General features: G+C 67.9%; 21 protein-coding genes. 4 read left to right on the top strand and 17 right to left on the bottom strand.

Annotation, left to right across the window (positions count from 1 at the left end):
- Positions 1 to 128 precede the first annotated feature (128 nt).
- Together P12x_RS25195 and P12x_RS25190 are read right to left on the bottom strand one after the other, a co-directional pair.
- Positions 129 to 1,130, bottom strand: a complete 1,002-nt coding sequence (locus P12x_RS25195) for a hypothetical protein (protein WP_435007775.1) — start codon at positions 1,128 to 1,130, stop codon at positions 129 to 131.
- Between the two features lie 301 nt (positions 1,131 to 1,431).
- Positions 1,432 to 2,172, bottom strand: coding sequence for a hypothetical protein (locus P12x_RS25190; RefSeq protein ID WP_435007774.1), 741 nt, complete (start codon positions 2,170 to 2,172; stop codon positions 1,432 to 1,434).
- Between the two features lie 294 nt (positions 2,173 to 2,466).
- Here P12x_RS25190 and P12x_RS25185 point away from each other — a divergent pair, with 294 nt between their 5' ends.
- Positions 2,467 to 2,949, top strand: coding sequence for a nucleoside 2-deoxyribosyltransferase (locus P12x_RS25185; protein ID WP_435007773.1), 483 nt, complete (start codon positions 2,467 to 2,469; stop codon positions 2,947 to 2,949).
- Between the two features lie 4 nt (positions 2,950 to 2,953).
- On the opposite strand, the gene P12x_RS25180 is transcribed toward P12x_RS25185, so the two are convergent.
- The 6 genes from P12x_RS25180 to P12x_RS25155 all read right to left on the bottom strand — a co-directional run bounded on the left by P12x_RS25180 (position 2,954) and on the right by P12x_RS25155 (position 8,650).
- Entirely contained in the window at positions 2,954 to 3,583 is a 630-nt protein-coding gene (locus P12x_RS25180; protein WP_435007772.1) for a hypothetical protein, read from the bottom strand.
- Positions 3,556 to 4,320, bottom strand: a complete 765-nt coding sequence (locus tag P12x_RS25175; protein WP_435007771.1) for a LolA family protein — start codon at positions 4,318 to 4,320, stop codon at positions 3,556 to 3,558. The genes P12x_RS25180 and P12x_RS25175 overlap by 28 nt, the downstream gene beginning before the upstream one ends.
- A 112-nt stretch (positions 4,321 to 4,432) precedes the next feature.
- Entirely contained in the window at positions 4,433 to 5,722 is a 1,290-nt protein-coding gene (locus P12x_RS25170) for a DUF1501 domain-containing protein (protein ID WP_435007770.1), read from the bottom strand.
- Between the two features lie 38 nt (positions 5,723 to 5,760).
- Complete coding sequence (locus tag P12x_RS25165; protein ID WP_435007769.1) at positions 5,761 to 7,431, bottom strand: DUF1549 domain-containing protein; 1,671 nt, start codon at positions 7,429 to 7,431, stop codon at positions 5,761 to 5,763.
- A 124-nt stretch (positions 7,432 to 7,555) separates the two neighbouring features.
- On the bottom strand, positions 7,556 to 8,275 hold the full coding sequence (locus P12x_RS25160; RefSeq protein ID WP_435007768.1) for a J domain-containing protein: 720 nt from the start codon (positions 8,273 to 8,275) through the stop codon (positions 7,556 to 7,558).
- 54 nt (positions 8,276 to 8,329) lie between these two features.
- A complete protein-coding gene (locus P12x_RS25155; RefSeq protein WP_435007767.1) occupies positions 8,330 to 8,650 on the bottom strand; it encodes a TMEM14 family protein in 321 nt (106 codons plus the stop codon).
- Positions 8,651 to 8,790: 140 nt separating this feature from the next.
- Between P12x_RS25155 and P12x_RS25150 the strand changes: the two genes are divergently transcribed.
- Entirely contained in the window at positions 8,791 to 9,534 is a 744-nt protein-coding gene (locus P12x_RS25150) for a dienelactone hydrolase family protein (protein WP_435007766.1), read from the top strand.
- On the opposite strand, the gene P12x_RS25145 is transcribed toward P12x_RS25150, so the two are convergent.
- From P12x_RS25145 to P12x_RS25130, 4 genes are all read right to left on the bottom strand, one after another.
- Positions 9,529 to 10,815 carry a lysophospholipid acyltransferase family protein gene (locus tag P12x_RS25145; RefSeq protein WP_435007765.1) on the bottom strand — a complete coding sequence of 429 codons (1,287 nt, stop codon included), beginning with the start codon at positions 10,813 to 10,815 and terminating at the stop codon, positions 9,529 to 9,531. The two genes, P12x_RS25150 and P12x_RS25145, sit on opposite strands and share 6 nt — an antisense overlap.
- Before the next feature lie 6 nt (positions 10,816 to 10,821).
- Complete coding sequence (locus tag P12x_RS25140; RefSeq protein WP_435007764.1) at positions 10,822 to 11,256, bottom strand: hypothetical protein; 435 nt, start codon at positions 11,254 to 11,256, stop codon at positions 10,822 to 10,824.
- A 220-nt stretch (positions 11,257 to 11,476) separates the two neighbouring features.
- The gene (locus P12x_RS25135; RefSeq protein ID WP_435007763.1) at positions 11,477 to 11,872 is read right to left on the bottom strand and encodes a nuclear transport factor 2 family protein; all 396 of its coding nucleotides are present in this window, start codon (positions 11,870 to 11,872) and stop codon (positions 11,477 to 11,479) included.
- Positions 11,872 to 12,945 carry an alkene reductase gene (locus P12x_RS25130; protein ID WP_435007762.1) on the bottom strand — a complete coding sequence of 358 codons (1,074 nt, stop codon included), beginning with the start codon at positions 12,943 to 12,945 and terminating at the stop codon, positions 11,872 to 11,874. Before P12x_RS25130 ends, P12x_RS25135 begins: the two co-directional genes overlap by 1 nt.
- 132 nt (positions 12,946 to 13,077) lie before the next feature.
- On the opposite strand from P12x_RS25130, the gene P12x_RS25125 reads away from it, so the two are divergent.
- Entirely contained in the window at positions 13,078 to 13,428 is a 351-nt protein-coding gene (locus P12x_RS25125) for an ArsR/SmtB family transcription factor (RefSeq protein WP_435007761.1), read from the top strand.
- Between the two features lie 52 nt (positions 13,429 to 13,480).
- On the opposite strand, the gene P12x_RS25120 is transcribed toward P12x_RS25125, so the two are convergent.
- A complete protein-coding gene (locus P12x_RS25120; protein WP_435007760.1) occupies positions 13,481 to 14,812 on the bottom strand; it encodes a Gfo/Idh/MocA family protein in 1,332 nt (443 codons plus the stop codon).
- Positions 14,813 to 15,196: 384 nt separating this feature from the next.
- On the opposite strand from P12x_RS25120, the gene P12x_RS25115 reads away from it, so the two are divergent.
- Positions 15,197 to 15,889 carry an ester cyclase gene (locus P12x_RS25115; RefSeq protein WP_435007759.1) on the top strand — a complete coding sequence of 231 codons (693 nt, stop codon included), beginning with the start codon at positions 15,197 to 15,199 and terminating at the stop codon, positions 15,887 to 15,889.
- A gap of 7 nt (positions 15,890 to 15,896) precedes the next feature.
- On the opposite strand, the gene P12x_RS25110 is transcribed toward P12x_RS25115, so the two are convergent.
- From P12x_RS25110 to P12x_RS25095, 4 genes are all read right to left on the bottom strand, one after another.
- Entirely contained in the window at positions 15,897 to 17,141 is a 1,245-nt protein-coding gene (locus P12x_RS25110) for an FAD-binding domain-containing protein (RefSeq protein WP_435007758.1), read from the bottom strand.
- Positions 17,142 to 17,211: 70 nt separating this feature from the next.
- Positions 17,212 to 18,579 (bottom strand): DUF1501 domain-containing protein, encoded by a 1,368-nt coding sequence (locus tag P12x_RS25105; RefSeq protein WP_435007757.1) that lies wholly within the window; start codon positions 18,577 to 18,579, stop codon positions 17,212 to 17,214.
- Between the two features lie 25 nt (positions 18,580 to 18,604).
- Positions 18,605 to 21,100 carry a DUF1553 domain-containing protein gene (locus P12x_RS25100; protein WP_435007756.1) on the bottom strand — a complete coding sequence of 832 codons (2,496 nt, stop codon included), beginning with the start codon at positions 21,098 to 21,100 and terminating at the stop codon, positions 18,605 to 18,607.
- Positions 21,101 to 21,211: 111 nt separating this feature from the next.
- Positions 21,212 to 22,468 (bottom strand): alpha/beta hydrolase family protein, encoded by a 1,257-nt coding sequence (locus P12x_RS25095; RefSeq protein WP_435007755.1) that lies wholly within the window; start codon positions 22,466 to 22,468, stop codon positions 21,212 to 21,214.
- Positions 22,469 to 22,578 lie beyond the last annotated feature (110 nt).

The raw sequence follows: 22,578 nt of genomic DNA, 5'->3' as shown, positions 1-22,578 counted from the left end.
GAATCCTCCGTGTCAGACGCGGGGATGGCCGGGCCGACAGAGGGAGTCGGGTGGGCCTGATATCAATCCAGGGAACAAGGCCCCGCCCTTCCGACTCCTCGGGAGGGCGGGGCCCGGGTTTCGAGCGATCAGAATCCGTCCGGGGTGTAGGGCGGGAAGGCCAGGAAGTCGCGGGGCGACCGGGTGGTCACCACGTAGGGGGTGTAGCCCGGGGTGAGGGGGACCGGCCCGCCGGGGCCGACGAAGTACTTGATCTTGTTGTGGTGGAGCAGGCCGGCCAGCTTGCCCTTGAGGTGGCTGCCGAGCCCACCCATGCCGCACATGCCGCAACCCTTGCCGCCGCAGCCGCCGCAGAGCTTGCTCAGGAATCCGCACTTGCCGCAGCCGGTGCCGCCGCAGGAGTCGCAGGCGTTGCCGGAGTGGTTGAAGAGCCGACCCAGGCCGTGGCAGAGGCCGCAGCCCCGACCGCCGCACGAGCCGCAGGGATCGCCCATGGACATCCCGTTATTGCCGTGGTGGTGGCCCTTGCCCAGATTGCAACCGGGGTCGCCGCACTGGGAGGAGGCCATCGGAGCCGCCTGGGGGGCGGGCATCACGATCTTCGTCGGGGCCGGCGGGGCCTGGCTCGACGCCAGGGCGTGGATCGGCTCGCCGGCGCCGCTGGAACGGCAGAGGCCGCAGCCCTTGCCCTTGCAGAGGCCGCAATTTTTCAGACGCTTGCCGTGGCCGCCACCGCAGCCGGGGTCGCCGCATCCGTCACCGACTCCGCTGCCGCAATGGTTGAAGAGGCCGTGGCCGCACTTGCCGCCGTGGCCGCCGAAGAGTCCGTGGCCGTCCGAGTTGCCGTGTCCGCCGAAGAGTCCATTGCCGCAGCCGATGCAGCCGGCTCCCGAGTGGAGCTTGCCCAGGAGGCCGCCCTTGGGGAAGAAGTGGTCACCGATGCCACTCTTGGCATAGTGGCCCCAGGGGATCGCGGGTGCCATGTAGGGCTGGCCGGTGGCCAGGTCGCGGGCCAGGATCTCGCGAGGCATCGTGTGGCCGAAGCCGTCGGCCGAGGCCATCCGGCCCGCCGCCATCGAGAGGAACAGGGCTGCCGCGAACATCACCCCTCGCCAATGACCGAAACGCATCGTCACTCCCTTGTCGTCAGACGCTGGAATCCCTCCTGGAGTGGATCGGTATCGTGCGAGCGGTGGCGGAGGCTGCGGCGTCCTGCACGCATAACCCGCCATCATCGTCGCCGGGGTCGCGTCGGGTCGTCGCGGGGAGCCATCCCTCGCACCGAACACCGAATCGCCTGATGACCCAGGCTTCCGCACTTTAACATCGGCGGACGGGGCCTCCGGCTGGAGTCAAAGCGAAGACGGCCTCGCCCCACCGGAGTGGGGCGAGGCCGTTGGGGTGCAATTGGGAGTGTTATCCGGCGCGAGATCAGCGGCCGTAGACCGCCGAGGCGGGCACTTCGTTGACCGTGGACCCGGCGTTGTCATAGTGGATCATGGCGTGCGACTCGACCTTCCGCTGGCGACGGGCCTCGGCCCGCTCGCTCCCGATCCCCGACCAGCCGAACAGGTGGCCGAGAATCCGGGGGTTGGACGAGGAGGTGGTCCGGTGCTGGAACGGCGCGGGGCCGGCTCCGGCCTCGGCGATGGCGTGGCCGGGCATCATCGAGGACGCGGTGGGCACCATCGAGGCGGCCGGCATCCCCGTCGGGGCGCCCTGCGAGAAGTTGGCCTGGACCACGCCGATGGGGCTCGGGCCGCCCATCTCGCCGTCGAACGGGGCCTCCGAGGTCCCTCGACCGGCCATCATCGGAGCACCGGCCGCCGGGCCCGAGCTGGCGACCGCCCGACCCGGCTCCTCGACGGCCGACGGGGACCCCATCATCACGACCGGTCCCGGCAAGGCCAGGGCCGCGGCACAGGCGGTGCAAACGCCGTTCTTCGAGTGGGCACAGGCGACGATCTTGCCCGGGGGCATCATCCCAACCTTTTCCGCCGCCGCCGCGCACTTGGCGCAGAGGGTCCGACCCCGATGCTTGTGGGGGGCCGCCGTCGACGGCTTGCCGGCCAGGGGCCGGTATCCGGCCGAGGCGTCCTGGGCGTAGGCCCCGAGGGGGGCGACCAGCGACAGCCCGAGTAGCGCGAGGCTGAAACGTACAAGCCGATTCATCTCTGGGAACTCCTTTCCCGACCAATCTCGACCCGCGACCCCCGCCCTTCCCCGCCCGATTCCGGCGGCAGGCGCGAGCCTGGGCGCTCTGTCCCGACATCCATCGGGACATTGTCCTACCCAACAGGATCGGCCGGAGTCTCCCGGATCTTGCGGAAAATCCCCCTTGCCGGCGCTTCGGTGAAGTTTGTCGTGATCCTTGCGATCGATCCAACCTGGAAAATCCGAATCGGTCACGACAGACTTGGAGGATGCCCGCTCGAACCTAATTCCCGACCGGAATCCTCGACGATCATGAATCTCTACCTCGCCGGGCCGCTGTTCACCCAGGCCGAACGAGCCTGGAACCTCCGGCTGGCCGGGCTCCTGACCGAGGCCGGGCATTCGGTGTTCCTGCCCCAGACCGAGGTCCAGGCGATCGCGACGCTCGACGCGGACGCGATCTTCCGGGTCGATGTCGACGGGGTCCGCTCGGCCGACGCGATCGTGGCGATCCTCGACGGGGCCGACCCCGATAGCGGGACGAGCTTCGAGTGCGGGTTGGCCTACGCGCTCGGGATCCCGATCATCGCGGTCCGGACCGACTTCCGGGCCGGGGGGGACGCCCTGCCCGGTCAGAAGCTGGCGACGATCAACCTGATGCTCGCCCAGGCCTCGACCGCCGTCGTCGACCGGACCGATCCCGGGGCCGGCCTCGAAGCGCTGGCCGCCGACCTGATCCGCGTCCTCGGATCGCTCTCCGAGGCCCCTGCCCCGCCCGTCCGATCGCGTCGATGACGGCTCAGCGAGGCGGCTTCGCCTTGGCCTTGGCCTTCACGCGGGGCGGGACGGACGCTTTCGAGAAGACGGCCTTCAGGGTGAGCCGGATGTCCTGCGGCATGTTCCGGGCGATGTAGCGGGCCAGGACGATCTCGCGATCCTCGGCGATCGTGTCGGCCGGTTCGGTCGGTGGGGGATCGAAGGTGACGATCGCGGTGGGGTGTTCCATCCAGAGGTCGGGCTCGAATTCGGCCTCCGACTCCTCGCCGCCCGACTCGCAGCGGATCGTGACCCGCCCGTCGTGCTGTCCTGGTTTGGGCTTGTGGAAGATGATCGAGATCCGGCCGTCCCCCTCGGCACGGAACAGGACGTCGTTGATCGTTGGCCCCCCCTGCTCCTTCGAGGCGTCGACGCGCTGGATCTCCATCGTCACCCGGACGCTGCCGCGAGCCCCTTCGAAGCCGAAGTTCGTCGCGAAGTCGTCCGAGGCCGAGAAGACCCGCATCCCCCCCTCGGGCCGTTGGATCGATAGGGGGGCCGGGGCGTGGGCCGAGGTCGGCCGGGCCGGCTTCGCGTCTCCGCATCCCGCGACCAGGCCAATCAGGAGGATTGTCGGACCATACTTCATTGCGAGATCAACCAGGCGAGCCACTTGGGGGCCTCGTCGATCCACCAGGCATCCAGGCAAGGGTTCTTCAACTCGGGATCGATCGGCTGGTTGAGTTTGAGGTCCACGATCTCGAAGGTTTGCCGCTCGCGATCCTTGGTTTCTTCCAGGAAGAATTTTTCCGGCAGATTCGAGCCACGATTCAGGATGATCGACCATCGATCGGGATCGAAGGTCCCCTTCTTCTCGCCCCTGCGAGTGGCCTGAAGCCAGACCCGGCCATCGCGTTCCCCGAGCACGCTCCAGTCGTACTTCTCGCGAGCTTGCTCGACGGTGGTTTGGAAGAGGAATGGGAGGGTCAGGAATTGGGGAGGGCGCGCGTGTTCCTTCCTTCGCTGGTATCTCCCGACATGATTCCGGTCGTAGTCGAAGAGGAGGAACTCCCCTTCTTTCCAGGTCATTCGGGAACGGAAGGTCGAAGGCTTGCCCTCCTCGTCCAGCTTCGCGTATTCCGACTCGAACAGGGCAAAGCCGGGCGATTCGAGGACGAGTCTTCCCACCGACTCCCGGGCCTCCCAGACGGATTGCTCCTCCTTCCGGCGGAACTTCACTTCGAGCGTGGTGACCGAGGCCATCCGCTCGTGCCATCGGGACAGGACGGCATCGATGTCCGGGAGCGGTTTATTTTCTACCTTCGGGGCGTCGTCGCCTCGGGTGGGATGTCCCAGGCCAGGGATGAGGAGGAGAGTGAGGAACGACAGGCTCCGCCCGATCCGCTGCATGGCGATCTCCCCAGGTCCGTTGGGTCAACCCGATCCGTGGATCATAACCGCGAGGCCATCCCCCCTCAACGACAATTGTGTGGGTGTTCCATGATGAGTCCGCAAGGATCGCTCAGGCGAACAGCTCCCGGATGGGCGATCCGCCATCCACGATCTTGATCGGCCTCCCTTGCGGGCTCATGTTTTCCTTCTTCGGGTCGATCTTCAACGCTTGGCAGAAGCTGGACATCAGGTCGGGGATCGTGATCGGGCGGTCCTGGACGGCCGAACCATCCGGGGTCGAGGCCCCGATGACCTGGCCCCCCTTCACCCCTCCTCCCGCGAGGGCGACGCTGAAGACTCGCGGGTAATGGTCCCGGCCGGCGTTGGGGTTGATCTTGGGGGTCCGGCCGAACTCCCCCATCCAGACGACCAGGGTCCGGTCGAGCATCCCCCGGGCCTTGAGGTCGGTCACGAGCGCGGCGAAGCCGGGGTCGACGCTCGACGCGTTCTTCGCGACCGAATCGCTGATCTCCTTGTGGTGATCCCAACGGGTTGGCGAGCTGACCTCGACGAAGGTCACGCCCGCCTGGACCAGCCGACGAGCCAGGAGGCACCCCTGGCCGAAGGGGGTGGCCCCGTAGAGGGCCCGGGTCTTGGGATCCTCGGCGTCGACCTCGAACGCCTTCATGTGGGGCGAGAGTATCATGGCCGAGGTCTGCTTGTAGATGTCGTGGTGTTCGCGGACCCGGTCCAGCCCCCCCGAGTTGCCGAAGCCGCCGACTTCCAGCGAGTGCATCAGGTTGAGCCGGCGGACGAACCGGCCGGCCGGGACCGGGAGCTGGACGTTGAGCGGGGGCTTGAGCGGGTCGGGCACCAGGAAGGGCTCGTACTTCACGCCCAGGATCCCCGCGCCGACGTTCACCTCGCGGGTCCCGATGCTCACGATGTGGGGGAGATCGAAGCTGGGGTCGCCCAACTCGGCGGCGGCCACGCTGCCGAAGCCCGGATGCTTGACCGTCCCGGAGGGGGCGTATCCGGTCCGGACCTGATAGGTGGCCCGCTGGTGGTTGCCTTCCTTGTTGGTCATCGACCGGAGGATCGCCACGTCCTTCATGACCGAGGCCATCCTCGGCAGGTGGTGGGCGATCTGGATGCCGGGCACGGCGGTCTCGATGGCGCGGGTGTCCCCGCCGTGATCGGTCCCGGGCTTGGGGTCCCAGGTCTCGAGCTGGCTCGGCCCGCCCCCCATCCAGAGGAGGATGCAGGCCATCTGCCGCTTCCGAAGCTCGTCGGCCCGGGCCGCCATCAGCTCGGGGAAGCTCAGTCCCGCCGCCCCCAGGCCGATCCCCCGGAGGATCGACCGCCGGGAGATCACTCCCTCGCCTCCCATCGCCACTTTCAGGATGTTCGATTCGAACATGGCGGATCGCCTCAAATCGGGAGGAGTGGAGGGCCGGATCACCGGCGGCTGAGGAATTCCGTGGAGTTGATCAGGGCCCAGAGGATGTCCTCGAAGGCTTCGCGTCGATCCCCGACGCCTTCGAGGTATCGCGAGCAGGTGGCGACCTCCTTCGCGGAGGGCTTTCGCCCCAGGGCCCTCAGGTAGAGGACGTCCAGGACCTTCCGGTTATCGGGGTAGGCGATCAGGAGCTGGCCGAGCATGGTCGCGGGCCGGGCCTGGATCTCCCGGGCGATCATCGGCCCGTTCATCAGGAGGAGGGCCTGCGGGATCGTCCCGAGGACCGCGTCGCTCGGCGTGGACGGGTCGACCCCGAAGACCTTGTTGAACTGCTCGCGAAGCCGATCTTCGCGGGGGATTTCCCCGACCTGGGCCTTCCGGGCTGCTTTCCCGGCGGCCTTCCCCCTCGCGCGGACCATCCCCGGGAACGCCTGGTCGCGCTCGTGCCCGAGGTCGAGCGCATGGGCCAGGGTGTCGAAGATCTGATCGGCCCGGAGCCGGCTCGGGCAGTTCGATGCGAACGCCGTCCGACCGGCGGCGGTGTCGGTCGAGCGGGATTTCCTCTGGTAGGCGTCGGTGTTCAGGATCGTCCGGAAGAGCCACTTGATGTCGAGGCCCGACCGCCTCCAGCCGTCGGAGAGGAGGTCCAGGACTTCCGGCGAGCTGGCGGTCCGGGTGGGGCCGAGGTCATCCACGGGGTCGTAAAACCCCTCGCCCACCAGCGTCGACCAGATCCGATTGATGAAGGCCCGGGTGAACCACGGGTTCTCGGGCGAGGTGACGTAGCCCGCCACGAGGTCGAGCCGCCGATCGCCCGGGATCGGCTCGTCGAGCTTCGGGGCGTCGTTCAGGAAGAATCGAGGTGAGACCGGGATCGTCTTCGAGGGGTCCTTCAGGTCGGGCATCGCGTACCGGGCCGGACCCTTGGTGACGATCTGGAAGACTGGCCTCAGGCCCTGCTGGGGCTTGCCGGCCCGCCGGAGCTTGACCCCCGAGAAGAACGCGGCGAACTCGTGGAACTGTTCGCGTTTCCAGGGGTCGCTGGGATGGTCGTGGCACTGGGCGCACTGGATCTGGATGCCCAGGAAGATCCGCGAGACCTCGCCGGCCAGCTCGACGGCCTGCCCTTCCTCGGCCATCGCGAAGTTGACCGCGCCCACCTCGTCGTTCCGGCCGCTGGCGGTCAGGATCGCGGTGACGATCTGGTCCCAGGGCTTGTTGGCGGCGAACTCGCCGGCCAGCCACTCCTGCAACAGGGGATAATTGACCTGGCGATCGACCTCGTTGGGCGACCGGTAGGACACCACGTCGCGCCAGTATCGGGCCCAGTTCTCGGCGTATTCGGGCTGGCCGAGCAACTGGTCGATCAGGATCGACCGCTTGTCCTTGCGCCGGGAGGCCACGAACTCGCGGATCGCCCCCGGCTCGGGCAATCGGCCGAGGACGTCGAGGGTCGCCCGTCGGATGAACTCCTCGTCGGTCGTCATCGGCGAGGGCGTGATCTGGTTCGCCTTCAGGTCCCCGGCGATCAGGGCATCGATTTCGGATGGTCGGATCGGGGCGGGGCTTGCGGGCTGCGATCTGTCCTCGCCTCGGGCGAGGCTGGCCGCCAGGGTGATCGAGGCCGCCAGGCCGAGCCAGGTTCCCAGGGTTCCTCGAAATCCGGCCATGAACGAGCCATCCTCTCGGGCTGGAGACCGATGATCGGGCGCGAATCACCCCAGTAATATCATAGAACCCCGAATGTCGCCGAAAGTTTCGGTCGGAATCATACGTCGTGTCGACGAGCCGACTTCAGTCCGGCTCACCCGCCGCGCGGAGGAGTCGGCGATAGGCATCCTCGACCGCCTGGAACGCCCCGTCGGCCCCTCCCCGATCGGGATGGACGTCTAACGCCTTCTGGCGATAGGCCACCTTGAGGTCCTCCCGAGTGCACGGGCTCCCGAGTCCGAGCAACTGGAAGGCCCGTCGTTCCGGCAGGGTCAGGTCGCCCGTCGCTTCGTCCAGGGATCGGTAGAAGCTGGAATCGCGGAGCCGGGTGGAAGTGACCGAGCCATCCTGGTCCAGCCTGGCCCGATCGAGCGCGATGGTCCGTTCGGACGGACCCCACTCCTCGTCCTCGGTCCCGATCTGGGCCGTCCAGCACGATCGCTCCGTGACGTAGATTTTCCGGGGGGTGGACTTCGTGATCAGGTGGGCGCGGATGTGAACGTCGCCTTCCGGGTTGCCGTGGCGGCGGGTGTACAGGTAGCGACGGGGGCGGCCCTGGCCGGGCTCGGAGGGGCGGGCCACTTGCTTTCGGGCCGAGGCCGCGCCCGAAGTTCGACGGGCCTGGTAGAGGCCTGCCTCGGACAGGGCGAGCCGGGCGGCGGCGTCGGCCTTGACCATGTCGGGTTCATACCCCTGGCTCACGACCTTTCGATCTTCGGTCCCGGGCTGATCGTCGTAGGCCACCCAGTAGACCTTGGTCCGCCCCACGCGCCTTCGGGTCCAGGTTGGGATCTTCTTGCTCATTGAGGACGATCCTTGGTCGGCGTCGGGGCCCCGGGGATTCCCCCCGCCCCGGGTTCACTTCCAGATCACGAACACGAGGATCACGAGGGTGATCAGGCTGAGGGCCGCCAGGAGGCCCGAGGGCATGAACTTGCGTGTCTTGAAGTACCGGATGTCGAAGACGACCAGCATCAGGGCCGCCAGGGCCGCACCGATCTGGAATCCCAGGAGGCTCCGGGTCGAGACCGCCAGGGCCGCGAAGGCCACGATCCCGCTCAGGCTCCCCGCGATCAGTGACGGGCGACTGCCCGCCTTCCGATAGCCGATGATCCCCCCCACGATCAGCAGGAAACCGTAGATCCCCAGCGCAACCTGCCCGATCAGCGGGTTCGACATCGATCCTGACCCCTACTTTGCGACCCTCGAAGACGCTGCCGACGCCCGAAGATTATCGCGTGGATGCCACGACCGCGGCAAGCCGCTCGGTTTCGCCCCCGGTCCTTGCCGGGCCTCGCAGCCAGTCCTACGATACCTCCATGAGAACCTACTCATCCGCCATCGGGCTGGGGCTGGTCATGATCCTGGGGGGGGCGGCCCGGGGCGAGATCGTCGAGTCGACGGGCTCGTTCACCAGTCTCGGCAAGACAATCCACATCGAGCGGTTCGAACCGGCCGAGCCGGGCAAGTACCCGGCCATCGTGGTCCTCCACGGCGCGGGGGGGATGGAGGTCGGCGGGCCCGAGTTCCGCATATTCTCCCGAGAGCTGGCCCGTCGGGGGTATGTCGCCCAGCTCGTCCACTACTTCGACCAGACCGGGACCGAACGGGCCGATTTGTCGGTCATCCTCAAGTCGTTCTCGGCCTGGATGGTCACCATCGGCGACGCGATCACGCTCCTCCAGCACCAGGAGATTGTCGACCCCGGGCGGATCGGGCTCCTGGGGTTCTCCCTGGGCTCGTATCTCTCGCTCTCGGTGGCCAGCCGCGACTCGCGCGTTTCGGCGGTCGTCGAGTATTTCGGGGGCCTGCCCGAACTGTTCGCCCGGAACCTCCAGCGGTTCCCGCCGACCCTGATCCTCCACGGCGAGGCCGACGAGATCGTGCCCGTCTCGGAGGCCCGGAAGCTTGAAAAGATCCTGAGCGACAAGGAATTCCCCTTCGAGATCCGCGTCTATCCCGGCCAGGGGCATGGATTCCGGGGTGAGCCGAACGTCGACGCCTATCAGCGCTCGATCGCGTTTTTTGACAAGCATGTCAAGAAGGCCAAGGGGCCATCATGAGCCATTCGAGGCCGCGACGGACCGCGCGATCCTCTCCGATGGGGAGGGAAGGATGCCCCCGATCGCCCGCCCCGGCCCGATCGCGTCCAGGAGCCGCTGCATCCTCGACTGCAACTCCTCGGTGATCGCCCCCACCGCCACCCGTGGCTTGCCCAGCTCGGCCAGGCGACGGGCCACGTCGATCGGCTCGCCGAACCGGACGATGGCGCGGCGAGGCCCCCGAGGCCTCGCGACCTCGGCCCCCAGGGTATCTTGCTCGAACTTGAGCAGGGTCTCGGCGATCCGTTCCAGCGTCGGCTCCTGCCGGACGTAATCCCCCGGATAGCTGAAGAGCTGGAGAGCGACGAAGAGGTCGTTGAGGTCTCGATGGATCGCGAGGGCCTCCGCGGGGTCGAGCGACGGGCTCGCCAGGGCTTCGAGGCAGGACTTCCGAAGCTCCTTGACCCGGACCGGCACGCAATCGACCCGACGCTTGCCGACCCTCCGATCTTCGATCCGATCCAGGATCGCGTCGCGGAGCCCGGCGATCCGCTCCTTCAGCGGCCCGGCCTTCGCCTCGCCCAGGAGTTCCAGCTCCTTGAGCGCCAGGAGTCCCTCGGCATAGCCGTAGATCCGCTCGACCAGCGGCCGGTGGGGTTCGGGCAGCCAGGTGAATCGCGACTCCAGCCGATCCATCGCCGCCACCAGCGCGGGCATGGGGTCGTGATCGTCGAGGAAGCGATATTTGACGGCCGTCGGGACGACCCAGACCGTCTTCCCCGACTCGGCCAGGCGTTTCGCCGCCGTCGTGGCGAAGGCGACGGCCCCCTCGCGGAGCGGCGTCAGGCGGTCGGAGACGTGGTAGATCTCCCCCTCGGGGAAGATCACCAGCGGCGTCCGAGCCTGGGTCAGGATGCCCACCCCGGCCTTGAACGCCCGGAGGTCGGCCCCTTCCCGGTCGATCGGGAAGGCCCCGATTCGCGGCAGGACGTGCCGGGCCATCCCCCGGAAGAGTTGATAGGCCGCCAGGTAGTGGAACCGGCGACCCACCCGGTGGCTGACCTCGAACATCACCGCCGGGTCGGCGTTGTCGGGGTGGTTGGGCGTGATCAGGACCCCGTCGCCCCGGTCGAGCAAGGGTTCGAGGTGCTCCAACCCCTGGAGTTCGATCGCGCGGACGTTCTGCTCGCGGCGCAGCAGCGCGATCGAATTATAAGGGCGGGCCACGGCGTGCCAGAACGGGCTCGATCTCGGCGGGTAGAACCGGTAAGGGAACTGGTCGATCAGCGGGAGCCGGTCCATGAACGGTCACTCCCGGTTGGGGGCCACCGGTCGTGAGAGCAGGAACAGGAAGACCGCCGAGGCGATCCCGAACAGGGCCGACCGGCCCGCGTTGCCCGAGAGCAGCGAGAACAGGAACAGGCAGATCGTCAGGAAGAAGGCGGAGCCCAGCATCAGGCGCCCGGCCGGGGCCCTGGCCGCCGGGTTGAGCGGCATCGGGGCCATCGACCGAGGGCGGATCGGCAAGGCGGCCGAACTCCCCGTGGTGAAGGTGCCGATCTTGATGTCCTGCGGCTCGACCGGGGGCCTTGGCCCTCGCATGTGTTCCGGGGGGAGGCTGGCCCGCCCGCACTCGGGGCACCGGAGCCACGTCGGCGGGCCCGAGGCCCGGGCCTCCAACGCCGTCCGGCAGCGAGGGCATTCGTACGAGACGATGAAGACGAAATCCGGATCGACGACCACGACCACCCCCGGACTTTGAGAAATGAGCGAGCGATTCGCCGGTGGATATCCTAGCCGAGTCCGGGCACTCCGGCACGAGAAATCCATCCGCGAGACCGGCCCGAATCCTCGCGTTCCTCGCGGCCGGTTCGGGCCGGCGAGGACGCCCCCACTGGCCCTCAGTCCGACGGGGCCAGCTCGCCATGATCGAGATCCAGATCGGCCTAGATCTTCTCGATTATCAGGAAATTGATCCGGCTGTGTCGTCGAGCGAAGGGTACGGACCGACCTCCATGGCCTGGATCAGGCCGAGCCGGAACGTGAAGCGATGGCCGACTCGCTCCTCGGCCAGGACGCGACCGGCCAGGTCGCGCACCACCTGATGCACCTCGACCAGGATGCTTCCGTCATCCTTCGGATGGAAGCTCATCGGCTCCACGTGGGGGTCGATCTCGCCCCATTGCTCGGCCCAATAGGCGCCCACGGCCTCGGGGCCGCGGACGAATCCCCCCTTGAATGCACGAGGCCAGGCCACGTCGGCGGTCATGAGGGGGAGTGCGGCGTCGATGTCGCGGGCATTGAAGGACGCGTAGGCCGCGCGGAGCAACTCGATCTCGGGTCGGTGTTGTTCGGGCATCAGGCGGCACCGGCGAGGTCTTCCAGGGCGGGATAGTCGGTGTAACCTTCGGGCCCGGGAGCGTAGAACGTGGAGGGGTTGGGCTCGTTCAGGGGGGCATCCGAGGCGAACCGGCGCGGGAGGTCCGGGTTGGCGATGAATGGGATGCCGAAGGCCACGGCGTCGGCCTCGCCCGCCCCGATCAGCCGTTCGGCCGTCTCCTTGGTCAACTTCTCGTTGGCGATGTAGGCCCCGCCGAAGGCCGCCTTGAGCCTCGCCCCGAGGCCGTCTTCGAGCTGCTTGGCCCGCGTGCAGAGGAAGGCGATGCCCCTGGCGCCCAGCTCCCGGGCGGCGTACTCGAAGGTGGCCACGAGGTCGGAGTCGCCCATGCCGTGGGCATCGGCCCGGGGGGCCAGGTGCATGCCGACTCGGCCGCGACCCCAGACCGACGTGACGGCGTCTACTACCTCGAGCATCAGCCTGGCGCGGTTCTCGATCGGGCCGCCGTAGTCGTCCTCGCGGCGATTCGAGCCGTCCTGGAGGAACTGGTCCAGCAGGTAGCCGTTGGCCCCGTGGATCTCGACGCCATCGAACCCAGCCTTCTCGGCGTTCTCGGCGCCCTTGCGATAAGCGGCGATCACCCCGGGGAGTTCCTCACGCCCGAGCGCCCTCGGCGTCGGGAAGGGCGTGAGCGGCCGGATCAGGCTCACGTGCCCCGCCGGCTGCACCGCGCTCGGCGCGACGGGCAGTTTGCCGTCGAGGTAGGTCGGATGCGAGATACGCCCGACGTGCCAGAGCTGGAGCAGGATCCGGCCGCCAGCGTCGTGGACGGCCGATGTGATCCCCTTCCAGCCCTCGACCTGCTCCTCGGACCAGATGCCCGGGGTGTCGGGGTATCCGACCCCCATCGGATCGACCGATGTCGCCTCGGTCAGGATCATCCCGGCCGTCGCCCGCTGCCGGTAATACTCGGCCATCAACGCGTTCGGCACGCGGCCCCCGCCGACGGCCCGGCACCTCGTCAGCGGGGCCATGACGATGCGATTGGGCAGGTTGATCTCGCCGATGCGGATGGGGTCGAATAGTCCGGGCATCGCGTCGCTCCTCCAAGGATCGTCCCCCGGTCGTGATGGCCTTCTCCGACCGGGACGCTAGAATAGCCTGTCTGCTCGAGGCCAGTTCGTTCGATGTTCGTCGAACGCCGAACATTCTAGGGAATCGCCCCGATGAGGCAACTGTCGCATCCGAGAATCGAGGAGATGACGCTCTGCGGCGTGCTCGGGGCCCTCAGCGATCCGATGAGGCTGACGATCATGGGACGCCTCGCCGACGGCGCCGAGCACGGTTGGGGCGACTTCGACGTGGACGTCTGCCCCTCGACCCTGAGCCACCACCTCAAGGCACTGCGGCTGGCCGGGCTGATCGACCATCGCAAGGAAGGCACTCGCTGCTTCGTGTCGCTGCGGCCCGGCGTCGAGGGCCGGTTCCCGGGACTGCTGGCGAGCATCCTGAGATTCGCACCCGCGGACGACCGGGCTGGCCACCAACCAAAGGCACCGTCAATCGAACCGGCCTGAGAGCGAACCGCCGTTCGCTCGCAGGCCGGGATGGATATCCGAACCGGAAGACTCAGATCCCCTCGACCGCCCAGCCCTCGCGGTACTGCTTGCGGACGAAGGCGTTGGCCCCGGCGACGTTGGTCACCTTCATGCCGGGCCCGTCCCATTCCAGGGTCGTGTGCGGGAAGCGGGTGGAGAGGCAGCCCAGCAGGACCATCTCCGTCAGCGGGCCCGAGTAGGCGAACGGCGCGGAGGTCTCGCCATTGCCCCGGCAGGCTTCCACGAACTGGACGTAGTGGTCATTGCCGCCCGGTTCCGGGAACTTGTATTCCTTGAACTTCTCGTCGGGCAGGAGGACCGGCGCGTCGATGTACGGGGAATACAGGACCCCCTCGGTCCCGATGTAGATCGAACCCTGTCCGGCCATCGGGCGGTTGCCGATGAGCGACTTCACCTCGGCCGAGGGGCGGAGCGAGCCGTTGTACCAGTGGAGGGTCAGCTCCTCGGTCGTGTGCGGCGTCTCCGGGAAGATGTACCGGACCTGATTGTCGAGGCCCCAGCTATCGGCGTTGGGCTTGTCGCCGTCGGAGCGGACCGACTTGGGGGCGGTCAGGGCCAGCGAGGCATAGACCGGGTCAAGGATGTGGCAACCCATGTCGCCGAACGTCCCGGTGCCGAAGTCGAGCCGCTTCCGCCACTCGCCCGGGTGGTAATAGCCGGAGATGAAGGAACGCTCGGCCGCGACCCCCAGCCAGCCGTTCCAGTCCAGCGGGGCGGGGATCGGGTCGACCCGGGTCGGCCGGGGGTTCTTGTCGCCCCAGTCCTTGCCGCTCCAGCTATGGACCTCCTTGACCTTCCCGATCACCCCGGAGTGGATCGTCTCGACGACGGTCCGATGGACCACGTGAGAATGGATCTGGATCCCCATCTGGGTGACGAGCTTCTTCTCGCGGGCCACCTCGGTCAGGCGGCGGGCCTCGTAGATCGTCTGGGTCAGCGGCTTCTGGGTGTAGACGTGCAGCCCCCGCTGCATGGCGCTCATCGTGATCGGGGCGTGCATGTGGTCGGGCGTCGAGATGTTGACCGAGTTCAGGCCCTTCTCCTTGTCCAGCAACTCCCGCCAGTCCTGGTAGACCTTCACGCCCGGGAACTTCTTCTTGATCTCCTCGGTCCGCGAGAGGTCGACATCCGCCACGGCGACCAGCTTGAAGTGCTTGCTGGCCGAGAGGCTCTGGATGTCGGCGGCGGCCATGCCCGAGGCGCCGAAGCTGGCATGATAGACGGTCTCGCTCGGCGCGGCGTGAGCGTGGTGCCGGAACACCGAGGGGGCGGCGAAGGCGGCGGCGGTGCCGACTCCGAGCTGCCTCAGTGCGGAGCGTCGGGAAATGCGAGAATCGGCCATCAGGGTAATCCCCTATTTTGATAACTTGTTTAACTTCAGCCTGGGTGGCATTTTACAGGGGGATCCCGGGCCGCACAACCCGGGGCCTCCTCGTCGGCATCGGCGCATTTTATGGCGGCAGGCCGGGTGCCATGCTCTCGCGAAGCGTGAGCAGGAGAGGACGTTCAAATCACCCCGCATGCTCACGCTTCGCGAGAGCATGGCACCCAAGAAGAGCGAACGGGCTGGGGACTGGCGAGTCCGCGAGGTGCCCGTCCCCAGCCCGTTCGCTCCTCCACGAACCGACCGAGGCCAAAACCGGCAGCCCCTGCCCTCGGCTGTCCGGCTCCGTTATCCTGGCGGCCATCGGTCTCTTGACTCAACCCCCCCGGAGGCGAGCCGAACATGAGCGCCCAGAATCGAGCCTTGGCCCGCAGGTGGTTCGAGGAAGCCTGGAACCAGCGTTCGATGGCGACCATCGACGAGTTGTTGAGCCCGGAATGCATCGGGCACATGGAGTCGGGCGAGGTCCCCGGCATCGAGCCGTTCAAGCAACTCCAGGGGGAGTTCCTGGCCGCCTTCCCCGACCTCAAGGTCGAGGTCGAGGACATCGTCTCCGACGGCGACGACGTGGTGGTCCGCTGGCGGGCGATCGGGACCCACACCGGCGACGGCCTGGGCCTGGATCCCACCGACCAGCCCATCTCGATCCGCGGGATGACCTGGCAACATTTCCAGGACGGCAAGATGGTCGAGGGGTGGGATTCCTGGAACCAGGAAGGGCTCCTGTCTCGACTCCGGGAGGGGCCGGAAGAGCCGAGAAAGTTCAGGTTCGAGAGGAAGGCCAGGCTGGCCGACCGGCTCCGCGATCTCCGCAGGGATCTCTTCGGCGACCACGGCGGCCCCCGGATGGCCCGACTCCTGGGCCTCCCGGCGCGGACCTGGTACAACTACGAGACCGGCGTCACCGTCCCCGCCGAGGTCCTCCTCGACCTCATCGACCAGACCGGCGTGAGGCCCGCCTGGCTCCTCAAGGGCGAGGAACCTTGTTTTGAGGGTCGCAAGCGCCCGGAATTCCCCGATCCCGACCCGGAGTGAAACCGATCTAGCTCGACCGGTCCGTGATCCCGAGGCGAGCCAGCGAGACGTCCAGCTTCTTCTTGAAGCCGAAATATCCGCTCGTCGCGTGCGGCCAGAGTGCCTCGTCCCAGGCTCCACGGGGCCGGATCAGGGTCCGGCCCGATCGGACCAGGACCGACTCCAGCCGGTCGAGTCGCGATCGAGCCGGGCCGACGGGCGCGAACGGAGTCACGAGCTGGTCGACCTTTCCGGAGTCGCACCAGTCGTTCAACTCTTCGGGCCGGTCCCCTTCGAGCCGGATCGCAGGGCAGCCGAACCGCCTCGACGCCCGGTCGAGTGCGTCGCTCATGGCACCGTCCGCGAACCTGAGGACGATCGGGTTGACCCCCCTCGGAGATCGATCCTCGGTGGCCAGGACTCCGGCGACGGCGACCGGGACCGACCCGACCAGGTCGATCGACTCGACGGCCAGGTCGTCCTCGGTCAGGACGAGGGCGAAGGGCCGGGTCGCGTCGATCTCCCTCGCTCGAGGCAAGGGCTCCCAGGCCGGGAGGGGCTCCCCCTCGATCGGTTCGGCCCGACTGGCGAGCGGTTCACGGGGCACGACCCGCCCCTCGGTGAATCGGGCGATATTCGAGGCGGTCGCGAGGTAGGTCTTCCCCTTCGTTTGGAGGCCGGCGACCCATCGCCACGAGAGGGTGTTCGAGGCCGGGTCGCCGTCGATCAGGTGGCGGAGGAAGAAATCGGCCCCGAGCGCCCAGGGGAGCCGCAGCGTGAAGATCCAGATCGAGGCGAACCACATCCGGGCGTGATTGTGGAGGTAGCCGGACTCGACCAGTTCGCGAGCCCAGAGGTCGACGCAACCGATCCCCGACCGTCCCGAACAGGCGGATTCGTAACGGTCGCGGAGCCCGGCATCGCGGTCGAGCGTGTCGAGGAGCCCGAGGACCTCGGCCTGGTAGCGATCCCAGACCGACGGTCGGAGTTCGAGCCAGCCCTTCCAGTAGGTCCGCCAGCAGGTCTCGCCGACGAATTTCTCGGACGCCTTGAGACCCTGGCTGAGCAGGGTGGCCGAGACGACTTCGTCCTCGGTCAGTAGTCGGTGCCGGAGGTAGGGCGACAACGTCGAGACGTTCGATCGATCGCCCGGGCCGAGGTCGAAGTTCCTCCGCTCCGCGTAATCCCACCCGGCTCGCGGGAGGAAGTCGGCCAGCCGACGGAGTCCCTCCTCGCGGGTTGGCGGCCAGTCGGCGTGGTTGGTGGCGGGCATGGGGACGTCCGGGGGTTCGGGTGGGTTCCGACCCTCGTTGTAGGACGGCCCGTCGTGATCGGCCAGGATTTCAGGCGATCACGGATTCGACCACGTTCCCGTAGACGTCGGTGAGTCGGAAGTCTCGCCCCGAATAGCGGTAGGTCAGCCGGGTGTGATCCAGGCCCATCAGGCGGAGGATGGTGGCGTGGAAGTCGTGGACGTGGACGGGGTCCTCGGCGGGCCCGTCGCCGTATTCGTCGGAGATCCCGTGGCTGTGGGCTCGCCTGGTGCCGCCTCCGGCGAAGAAGCAGGTGAAGCACTTGCTGTGGTGGCCCCGGCCGACCGGGGTCAGGTCCTGCCAGGGGGTCCGGCCGAATTCGGAGCAGGCGACGATCAGCGTCTCGTCCAGCATCCCCCGCTGCTTCAGGTCGGTGATGAGGGCGGCGATCGGGCGGTCGACGTTCTTCGAGAGCGCGACGTGGTCGCCGATATCGTTGTGGCTGTCCCAGTTCGAGTTCGAGCCGACGTCGAACAGCTCGACCACGCGGACCCCGCGCTCGACCAGCCGACGGGCGACCAGGCACTGGGCGGCGAAGGAGCCGGGTTCGTTGGCATCGGCCCCGTAGAGTTCGAGGGTCGGGCGCGTTTCCCGGGCGATGTCGAAGGCCTCGGGCGCCTCGCGCATCAGCCCGTAGGCGGTCTCGAACGTGGCCATCCGGGACGCCAGGACCTCGTCGCCGTCGCGGGCCGAGAGGTGGGCAGCGTTCAGGTCTCGGAGCATCAGGCCTTCCAGCTCGCGCCGGGAGACCGACTCCACCGGGCTCTTCACGTCGGGCAGCGGGTCGCGTCCGGGGATCACCCTCACCCCCTTGTGGTAGGCGGGGAGGAAGTTCGAATCCCAGGCCTGGAAGCCGTTATACGGCTCCTTGGCCGCGAGCACGACATAAGAGGGTAGGTTGGTATTGAGGGTGCCGAGGCCATAGCTGACCCACGAGCCGAGGCTCGGCAGCGGGATCGTGACCGAGCCGGTGTGCATGCCCAGGGTGGCGGCCGAGTGCCCGGCCGAGTCGCCGTGGACGGTGTGGAGGAAGCAGAGGTCGTCGACGACCCCGCCGACGTGTTCGAACAGCTCGCTGACCATCTTGCCCGACTCGCCCCGTGGGCGGAACTTGTAGGGCGAGGCCAGGACCTTCTGCTTGCCGACCGACTTGTCGTGGTCCTTCTGGAGCTTCGGCTTGTAGTCGAAGGTGTCGAGGTGGGAGATCCCCCCGGTCATGAAGAAGACGATGAGGTTCTTGGCCTTCGCCTGGAAGTGGCCCGGCTGGGGGGCGAGCGGGTGTCCCGCGTTCGAGGCGGCGGCGATCGAGAGGTTCCGATAGAGCCCCAGGCCCCCGGCCGCGGCGAAGCCCGAGGCCTGTCGGAGGAGCGAACGCCGGTTCATCGGTCGATCGGCCATAATCCGGTCCCTCTCCCAACCTTCGTCAATCCACGTGGAGGAATTCGTTCGAGGCCAGCAGCGCCCGGGCCAGCCCCGACCAGGCCTCGACCGTTCGTCGATCCTCGGGCACCCCTTCGGACACCAGGCTCCGCCGGTACGAATCCAGGAATCCGAACGCCCTCGACCGCTCGTCGTCGGTCGGCTCCCGGCCGAAGGCCCGGAGGTACGCCCGTCGGAGTCTCGCCGAGGGATCTCGCTCGTCCGCGATCAAGGCCCCGGCGAATCGGCGCGACTGGTCGTGGACGAACGGATTGTTCAGGAGATAGAGCGCCTGGAGTGCGACGGTCGAGGTGTCGCGCGAGGCGGTCGTCACGCTCGTGTCCGGCCCGTTGAACAGCGAGAGGTAGGGGTGGGGGTGGAGCCTCTGGACCATCAGGTAGACGCTCCGATGCTCGGACGGATAGAGCGCCTTGAACTGATGATGGGCGGTGAAGCCCCAGGTCTCCGGCTCCGGGAACGGGTGCGGCCCGGGTCGTCCGAGGTCGAGGTTCCCGCCGACCGCCAGGAGGCTATCCCGCAGGGCCTCGGCGTCGAGCGGTCGTCGATCGAATTTCCAGTACCAGGCGTTGCCGGTGTCGATCGCCGAGTTCTCCGAGTCGTGGCCGGAGGCGAGCTGATAGGTCTCCGAGAGCATGATCCGCCGGTGCATCGCCTTGATCGACCAGCCCGATTCGATGAAGTCCCGGGCCAGCCAGTCGAGCAGCTCGGGATGGGTGGGAGGGGTTCCCCGGAGCCCGAAGTCGGAGGGGGTGGGTACGATCGGCTTGCCGAAGTGGTGCTGCCAGATCCGATTCACCATCACCCGCGCGACCAGTTGTCGAGGGGAGCCCTCCGTGAGCCAACGGGCCAGGGCCAGTCGCCCGCTCCCGGCCGAGGGCAGTTCGATCGTCCCGGCGGGCTCGATGACCTTGGGGACCCCGCGCGGGATCAGGTCGCCGAGCCGGTGGGGATCGCCGCCGATCTGGAGTTTCACGTCGGTCGGATCGCCGTCCCGGACGGCGTAGGCCGAAGGGGCCAGCCCCATCGGTCCGGCCAGCTCGACCTGCTTGATCTTCTCGCGGAGCCTCTTGACCTGGCCGTCGAGCCTTCGATGGGCCTTGGCCAGTTCCACCTTCGAGGCCTCGGCCTCCTTCGATCGGTCGGGCGGATGGTCGAGGCTCGCGAGGAAGTCGTCCAGGGCGACCTTCAGGCCGAGGTCCCGGACCTGGCTGGCCGCCTCTCCTCTCCCCTCGAGTTCTCCGAGATCGGCCTTGAGCCGATCGAGCATCTCGACGTGTCGCGTCTCGAACTGCTCGAGCTGATCGGGCGGGACCAGGGGGGCGAATTCGCTGGGCCGACGCACTTCCTCCGCTCCGGGGAAGGGGTACTTCGTGCCGGCGAAGAATCCGTAGAGGGCGTAGTAATCGCGGGCGGAAATCGGGTCGTACTTGTGGTCGTGGCAGCGGGCACAGCGGAGCGTCAGGCCGAGCACGACCTGCCCGGTCGTGTTCAGGGTGTCCTCGATGATCTGGTGCGGGTCTTCGAGCTTGGTCGTGCCGAATCGCTTCGCCTGGGCGATGAAGCCGGTGGCGATCACCCGTCGCGCGTAATCGTCCCGAGGGCCTTCCGACGCCAGGATGTCACCCGCGAGTTGCTCGTGGAGGAACCGATCGTACGGGACATCGTCGTTGAAGGCGTCGATGACGTAATCGCGGTAGAGGTACGCCTGGGGGATCGGGTAGTCGGAGTTGTCCCCGGCGGTGTCGGCGTAGCGGGCGAGGTCCAGCCAGTACCGTCCCCACCGCTCCCCATATCGGGGCGAGGCCAGCAGTTCGTCGACCAGCCTGGCGAAGGCGTCGGGGCGATCGTCATTCGCGAACGACTCGACCCGGGCCGGGTCGGGGGGCAGACCGATCAGGTCGAAGGTGGCCCGGCGGATCAAGGTCCGGCGGTCGGCCCGCTCGACGGGGTGGAGCCCCTGGGGCTTGTGGCTGGCGGCGATCAGTCGGTCGATCGGCCCCTGGGCCCAGCCCCTGGGGTCGACCGGCGGGACGATCGGCCGGAGCGGCTCGAACGCCCAGTGGGCCTGGCCCTCGATCGGTCGGGTCGAGTCGGCCACGGGCCAGGGGACGCCCGCCCCGACCCAGGCGGCCAGGTCGTCCTGGGCGGCTCGGGGCAAGGGCTTGTTGGGCGGCATCTTCAGGTCTTCGTCCGAGTGCCGGATCGCCCGGATCAGCGGGCTCTCCTCCGGGTGGGCCGGATCGATGATCGGGCCGCCCTCGCCCCCCTTCAGCAGGGCCTCGCGCGAGTCGAGCCGGAGTCCGCCGCTCTGCTTCTTCTCGCCGTGACACTTCACGCACGAGTCGGCCAGGAGCGGGCGGACCTTGAGTTCGAAGAATTCCGTCGACGAGGGGTCCGCATCGCCCGCGAGGGCCGACGCCCCGCCGATCGCGAATCCCAACCCGACCGCCAGGGCCAGTACCCGGAGCTTCCGGCTCATGGTGTCCCCCTCGACGCCCTCGCGTTGCGCGACTCGAACCTCGGTTTTAACATTCGTCAAACCACTCTATCGCCCATCGCGGGGGTGATGTCAAGCGAAACGTCGATCGGTCTACGGCTTCGCCTTCAGGTGGCGATCGAACCACTCGAACGCATCCTTCTGCATTTCGAGGTCGAACTTGTGGCCGCCCGGATAGAAGTTGCAGCGATAGGCGTCGGCGGCCCCGCCCTTCTCGAAGGTCTCGCGGAGGATCGCGTCGGCCCGGTGCATCTCGGGTGGGGTGTAGAGCTGATCCTCGTTGCAGTTGAGGACCATCGTGGGAGAAGGGGCCCGGAGGGCGAGGATCTCGGGGAAGTCGAGGTCGCGCGGCAGGAGCGGCACGTAGGTCATCCAGGTGTGCGTGTAACATTTGTCGAGCAGGAGGTCGCGCCAGGTCGTCATGAACCCGACGGCGATCGCGCACTTGATCCGGTCGTCCAGGCCGCCCAGGAAAACGGTCCGCATCCCGCCGCCCGAGAGCCCGGCGCAGCCAACTCGCGAGGGGTCGACCTCGGGCCGGGCGCAGAGGACATCCAGCGCCCTCTGGTCCTCGACCACGTAGACCCCTGGCCAGGTGGTCCCGGCGCAGATCAGGCTCTTTTCCATCACGTCTTCGTGGGCCGAGGCGAACTTGTTGTAGCTCTTCACGCCCGGGGTGTCGGTCGGCTCGGGGTCGATCCCGTCCTCGCGGACCTTGGGCGAGACGTCGGCCACGCGGACCCGGCGGCTCGCGAACGGGAACGTGTCGTGGACCAGGACGGCGTAACCGCGCTTGGCGATCTCGTTGGCCCAGGCCACCCCCCCGTAATATTCGTCCTGGTGGGCCTCGACGATCTCGGTCGGCTCGTCGCCGATTCGGGCGATCTTCCGCCAGCCCAGGAACTTGTTGCCTCCGTGGTCGTGCAGGCCCAGGATCGCGGGCAAGGGCCCCTTGGCCCCGATCGGCTTCAGGAAGACCGCCTCGGTCCGCGGCCCGCCGGGGAGCTGCCACGAGAGCCGCTCGATCTGCAAGCCGTCGAACTCGCGGGTCGACTCGACCCGGACCTCGGGCTTTCCCCCCTGATCGACCGGGGCGATCCGATCCCAGGCCCGTTCCCTCGCGACGGCCCGCCAATCGTCGAGCGACTTCCATTTCCCCGTCCGGAACGAGAGCCGGGCCGGGCCGTCGCCCAGCACCTTCTCCGAGAGCCACGACCCGTAAGCCCCCACCATGTTGAGGCGAGGTTCCTCCTTCACGGGAGCCTCCTGGGCCAGACCCGGGGACTCTGCGATCCCCAGGGCGATGAGCGCGAAAAAAAGGACACGATGCGAGCCGACCATCCTCGCCATGACCCCATCCTCTCGAAATGGACCCGAACCCCCTCCGTCACGAGGGGCGGCAAGCCGAAGGCCGGCGAAGTCACCGGCCCGGACCGATCGCGGTCCACCTTGAGCCACGC

The sequence above is a fragment of the Tundrisphaera lichenicola genome (genome assembly GCF_051175385.1).
In the GTDB taxonomy this organism is placed as follows: Bacteria; Planctomycetota; Planctomycetia; order Isosphaerales; family Isosphaeraceae; genus Tundrisphaera; species Tundrisphaera lichenicola.
Note: the sequence above shows the minus strand (reverse complement) of the source record. Positions and strands in the feature narration are given on the sequence as shown.

Excerpts from the sequence above, each read along its gene's own strand:
- P12x_RS25095 (WP_435007755.1), bottom strand. The coding sequence starts at position 22,468 with ATGGCGAGGATGGTCGGCTCGCATCGTGTCCTTTTTTTCGCGCTCATC.
- P12x_RS25175 (WP_435007771.1), bottom strand. The coding sequence starts at position 4,320 with ATGCAGCGGATCGGGCGGAGCCTGTCGTTCCTCACTCTCCTCCTCATC.
- P12x_RS25125 (WP_435007761.1), top strand. The coding sequence starts at position 13,078 with ATGAGGCAACTGTCGCATCCGAGAATCGAGGAGATGACGCTCTGCGGC.
- P12x_RS25110 (WP_435007758.1), bottom strand. The coding sequence starts at position 17,141 with ATGCCCGCCACCAACCACGCCGACTGGCCGCCAACCCGCGAGGAGGGA.
- P12x_RS25160 (WP_435007768.1), bottom strand. The coding sequence starts at position 8,275 with ATGAGCAAGAAGATCCCAACCTGGACCCGAAGGCGCGTGGGGCGGACC.
- P12x_RS25135 (WP_435007763.1), bottom strand. The coding sequence starts at position 11,872 with ATGCCCGAACAACACCGACCCGAGATCGAGTTGCTCCGCGCGGCCTAC.
- P12x_RS25195 (WP_435007775.1), bottom strand. The coding sequence starts at position 1,130 with ATGCGTTTCGGTCATTGGCGAGGGGTGATGTTCGCGGCAGCCCTGTTC.
- P12x_RS25170 (WP_435007770.1), bottom strand. The coding sequence starts at position 5,722 with ATGTTCGAATCGAACATCCTGAAAGTGGCGATGGGAGGCGAGGGAGTG.
- P12x_RS25165 (WP_435007769.1), bottom strand. The coding sequence starts at position 7,431 with ATGGCCGGATTTCGAGGAACCCTGGGAACCTGGCTCGGCCTGGCGGCC.
- P12x_RS25185 (WP_435007773.1), top strand. The coding sequence starts at position 2,467 with ATGAATCTCTACCTCGCCGGGCCGCTGTTCACCCAGGCCGAACGAGCC.
- P12x_RS25115 (WP_435007759.1), top strand. The coding sequence starts at position 15,197 with ATGAGCGCCCAGAATCGAGCCTTGGCCCGCAGGTGGTTCGAGGAAGCC.
- P12x_RS25190 (WP_435007774.1), bottom strand. The coding sequence starts at position 2,172 with ATGAATCGGCTTGTACGTTTCAGCCTCGCGCTACTCGGGCTGTCGCTG.
- P12x_RS25145 (WP_435007765.1), bottom strand. The coding sequence starts at position 10,815 with ATGGACCGGCTCCCGCTGATCGACCAGTTCCCTTACCGGTTCTACCCG.
- P12x_RS25100 (WP_435007756.1), bottom strand. The coding sequence starts at position 21,100 with ATGAGCCGGAAGCTCCGGGTACTGGCCCTGGCGGTCGGGTTGGGATTC.
- P12x_RS25120 (WP_435007760.1), bottom strand. The coding sequence starts at position 14,812 with ATGGCCGATTCTCGCATTTCCCGACGCTCCGCACTGAGGCAGCTCGGA.
- P12x_RS25130 (WP_435007762.1), bottom strand. The coding sequence starts at position 12,945 with ATGCCCGGACTATTCGACCCCATCCGCATCGGCGAGATCAACCTGCCC.
- P12x_RS25150 (WP_435007766.1), top strand. The coding sequence starts at position 8,791 with ATGAGAACCTACTCATCCGCCATCGGGCTGGGGCTGGTCATGATCCTG.
- P12x_RS25155 (WP_435007767.1), bottom strand. The coding sequence starts at position 8,650 with ATGTCGAACCCGCTGATCGGGCAGGTTGCGCTGGGGATCTACGGTTTC.
- P12x_RS25105 (WP_435007757.1), bottom strand. The coding sequence starts at position 18,579 with ATGGCCGATCGACCGATGAACCGGCGTTCGCTCCTCCGACAGGCCTCG.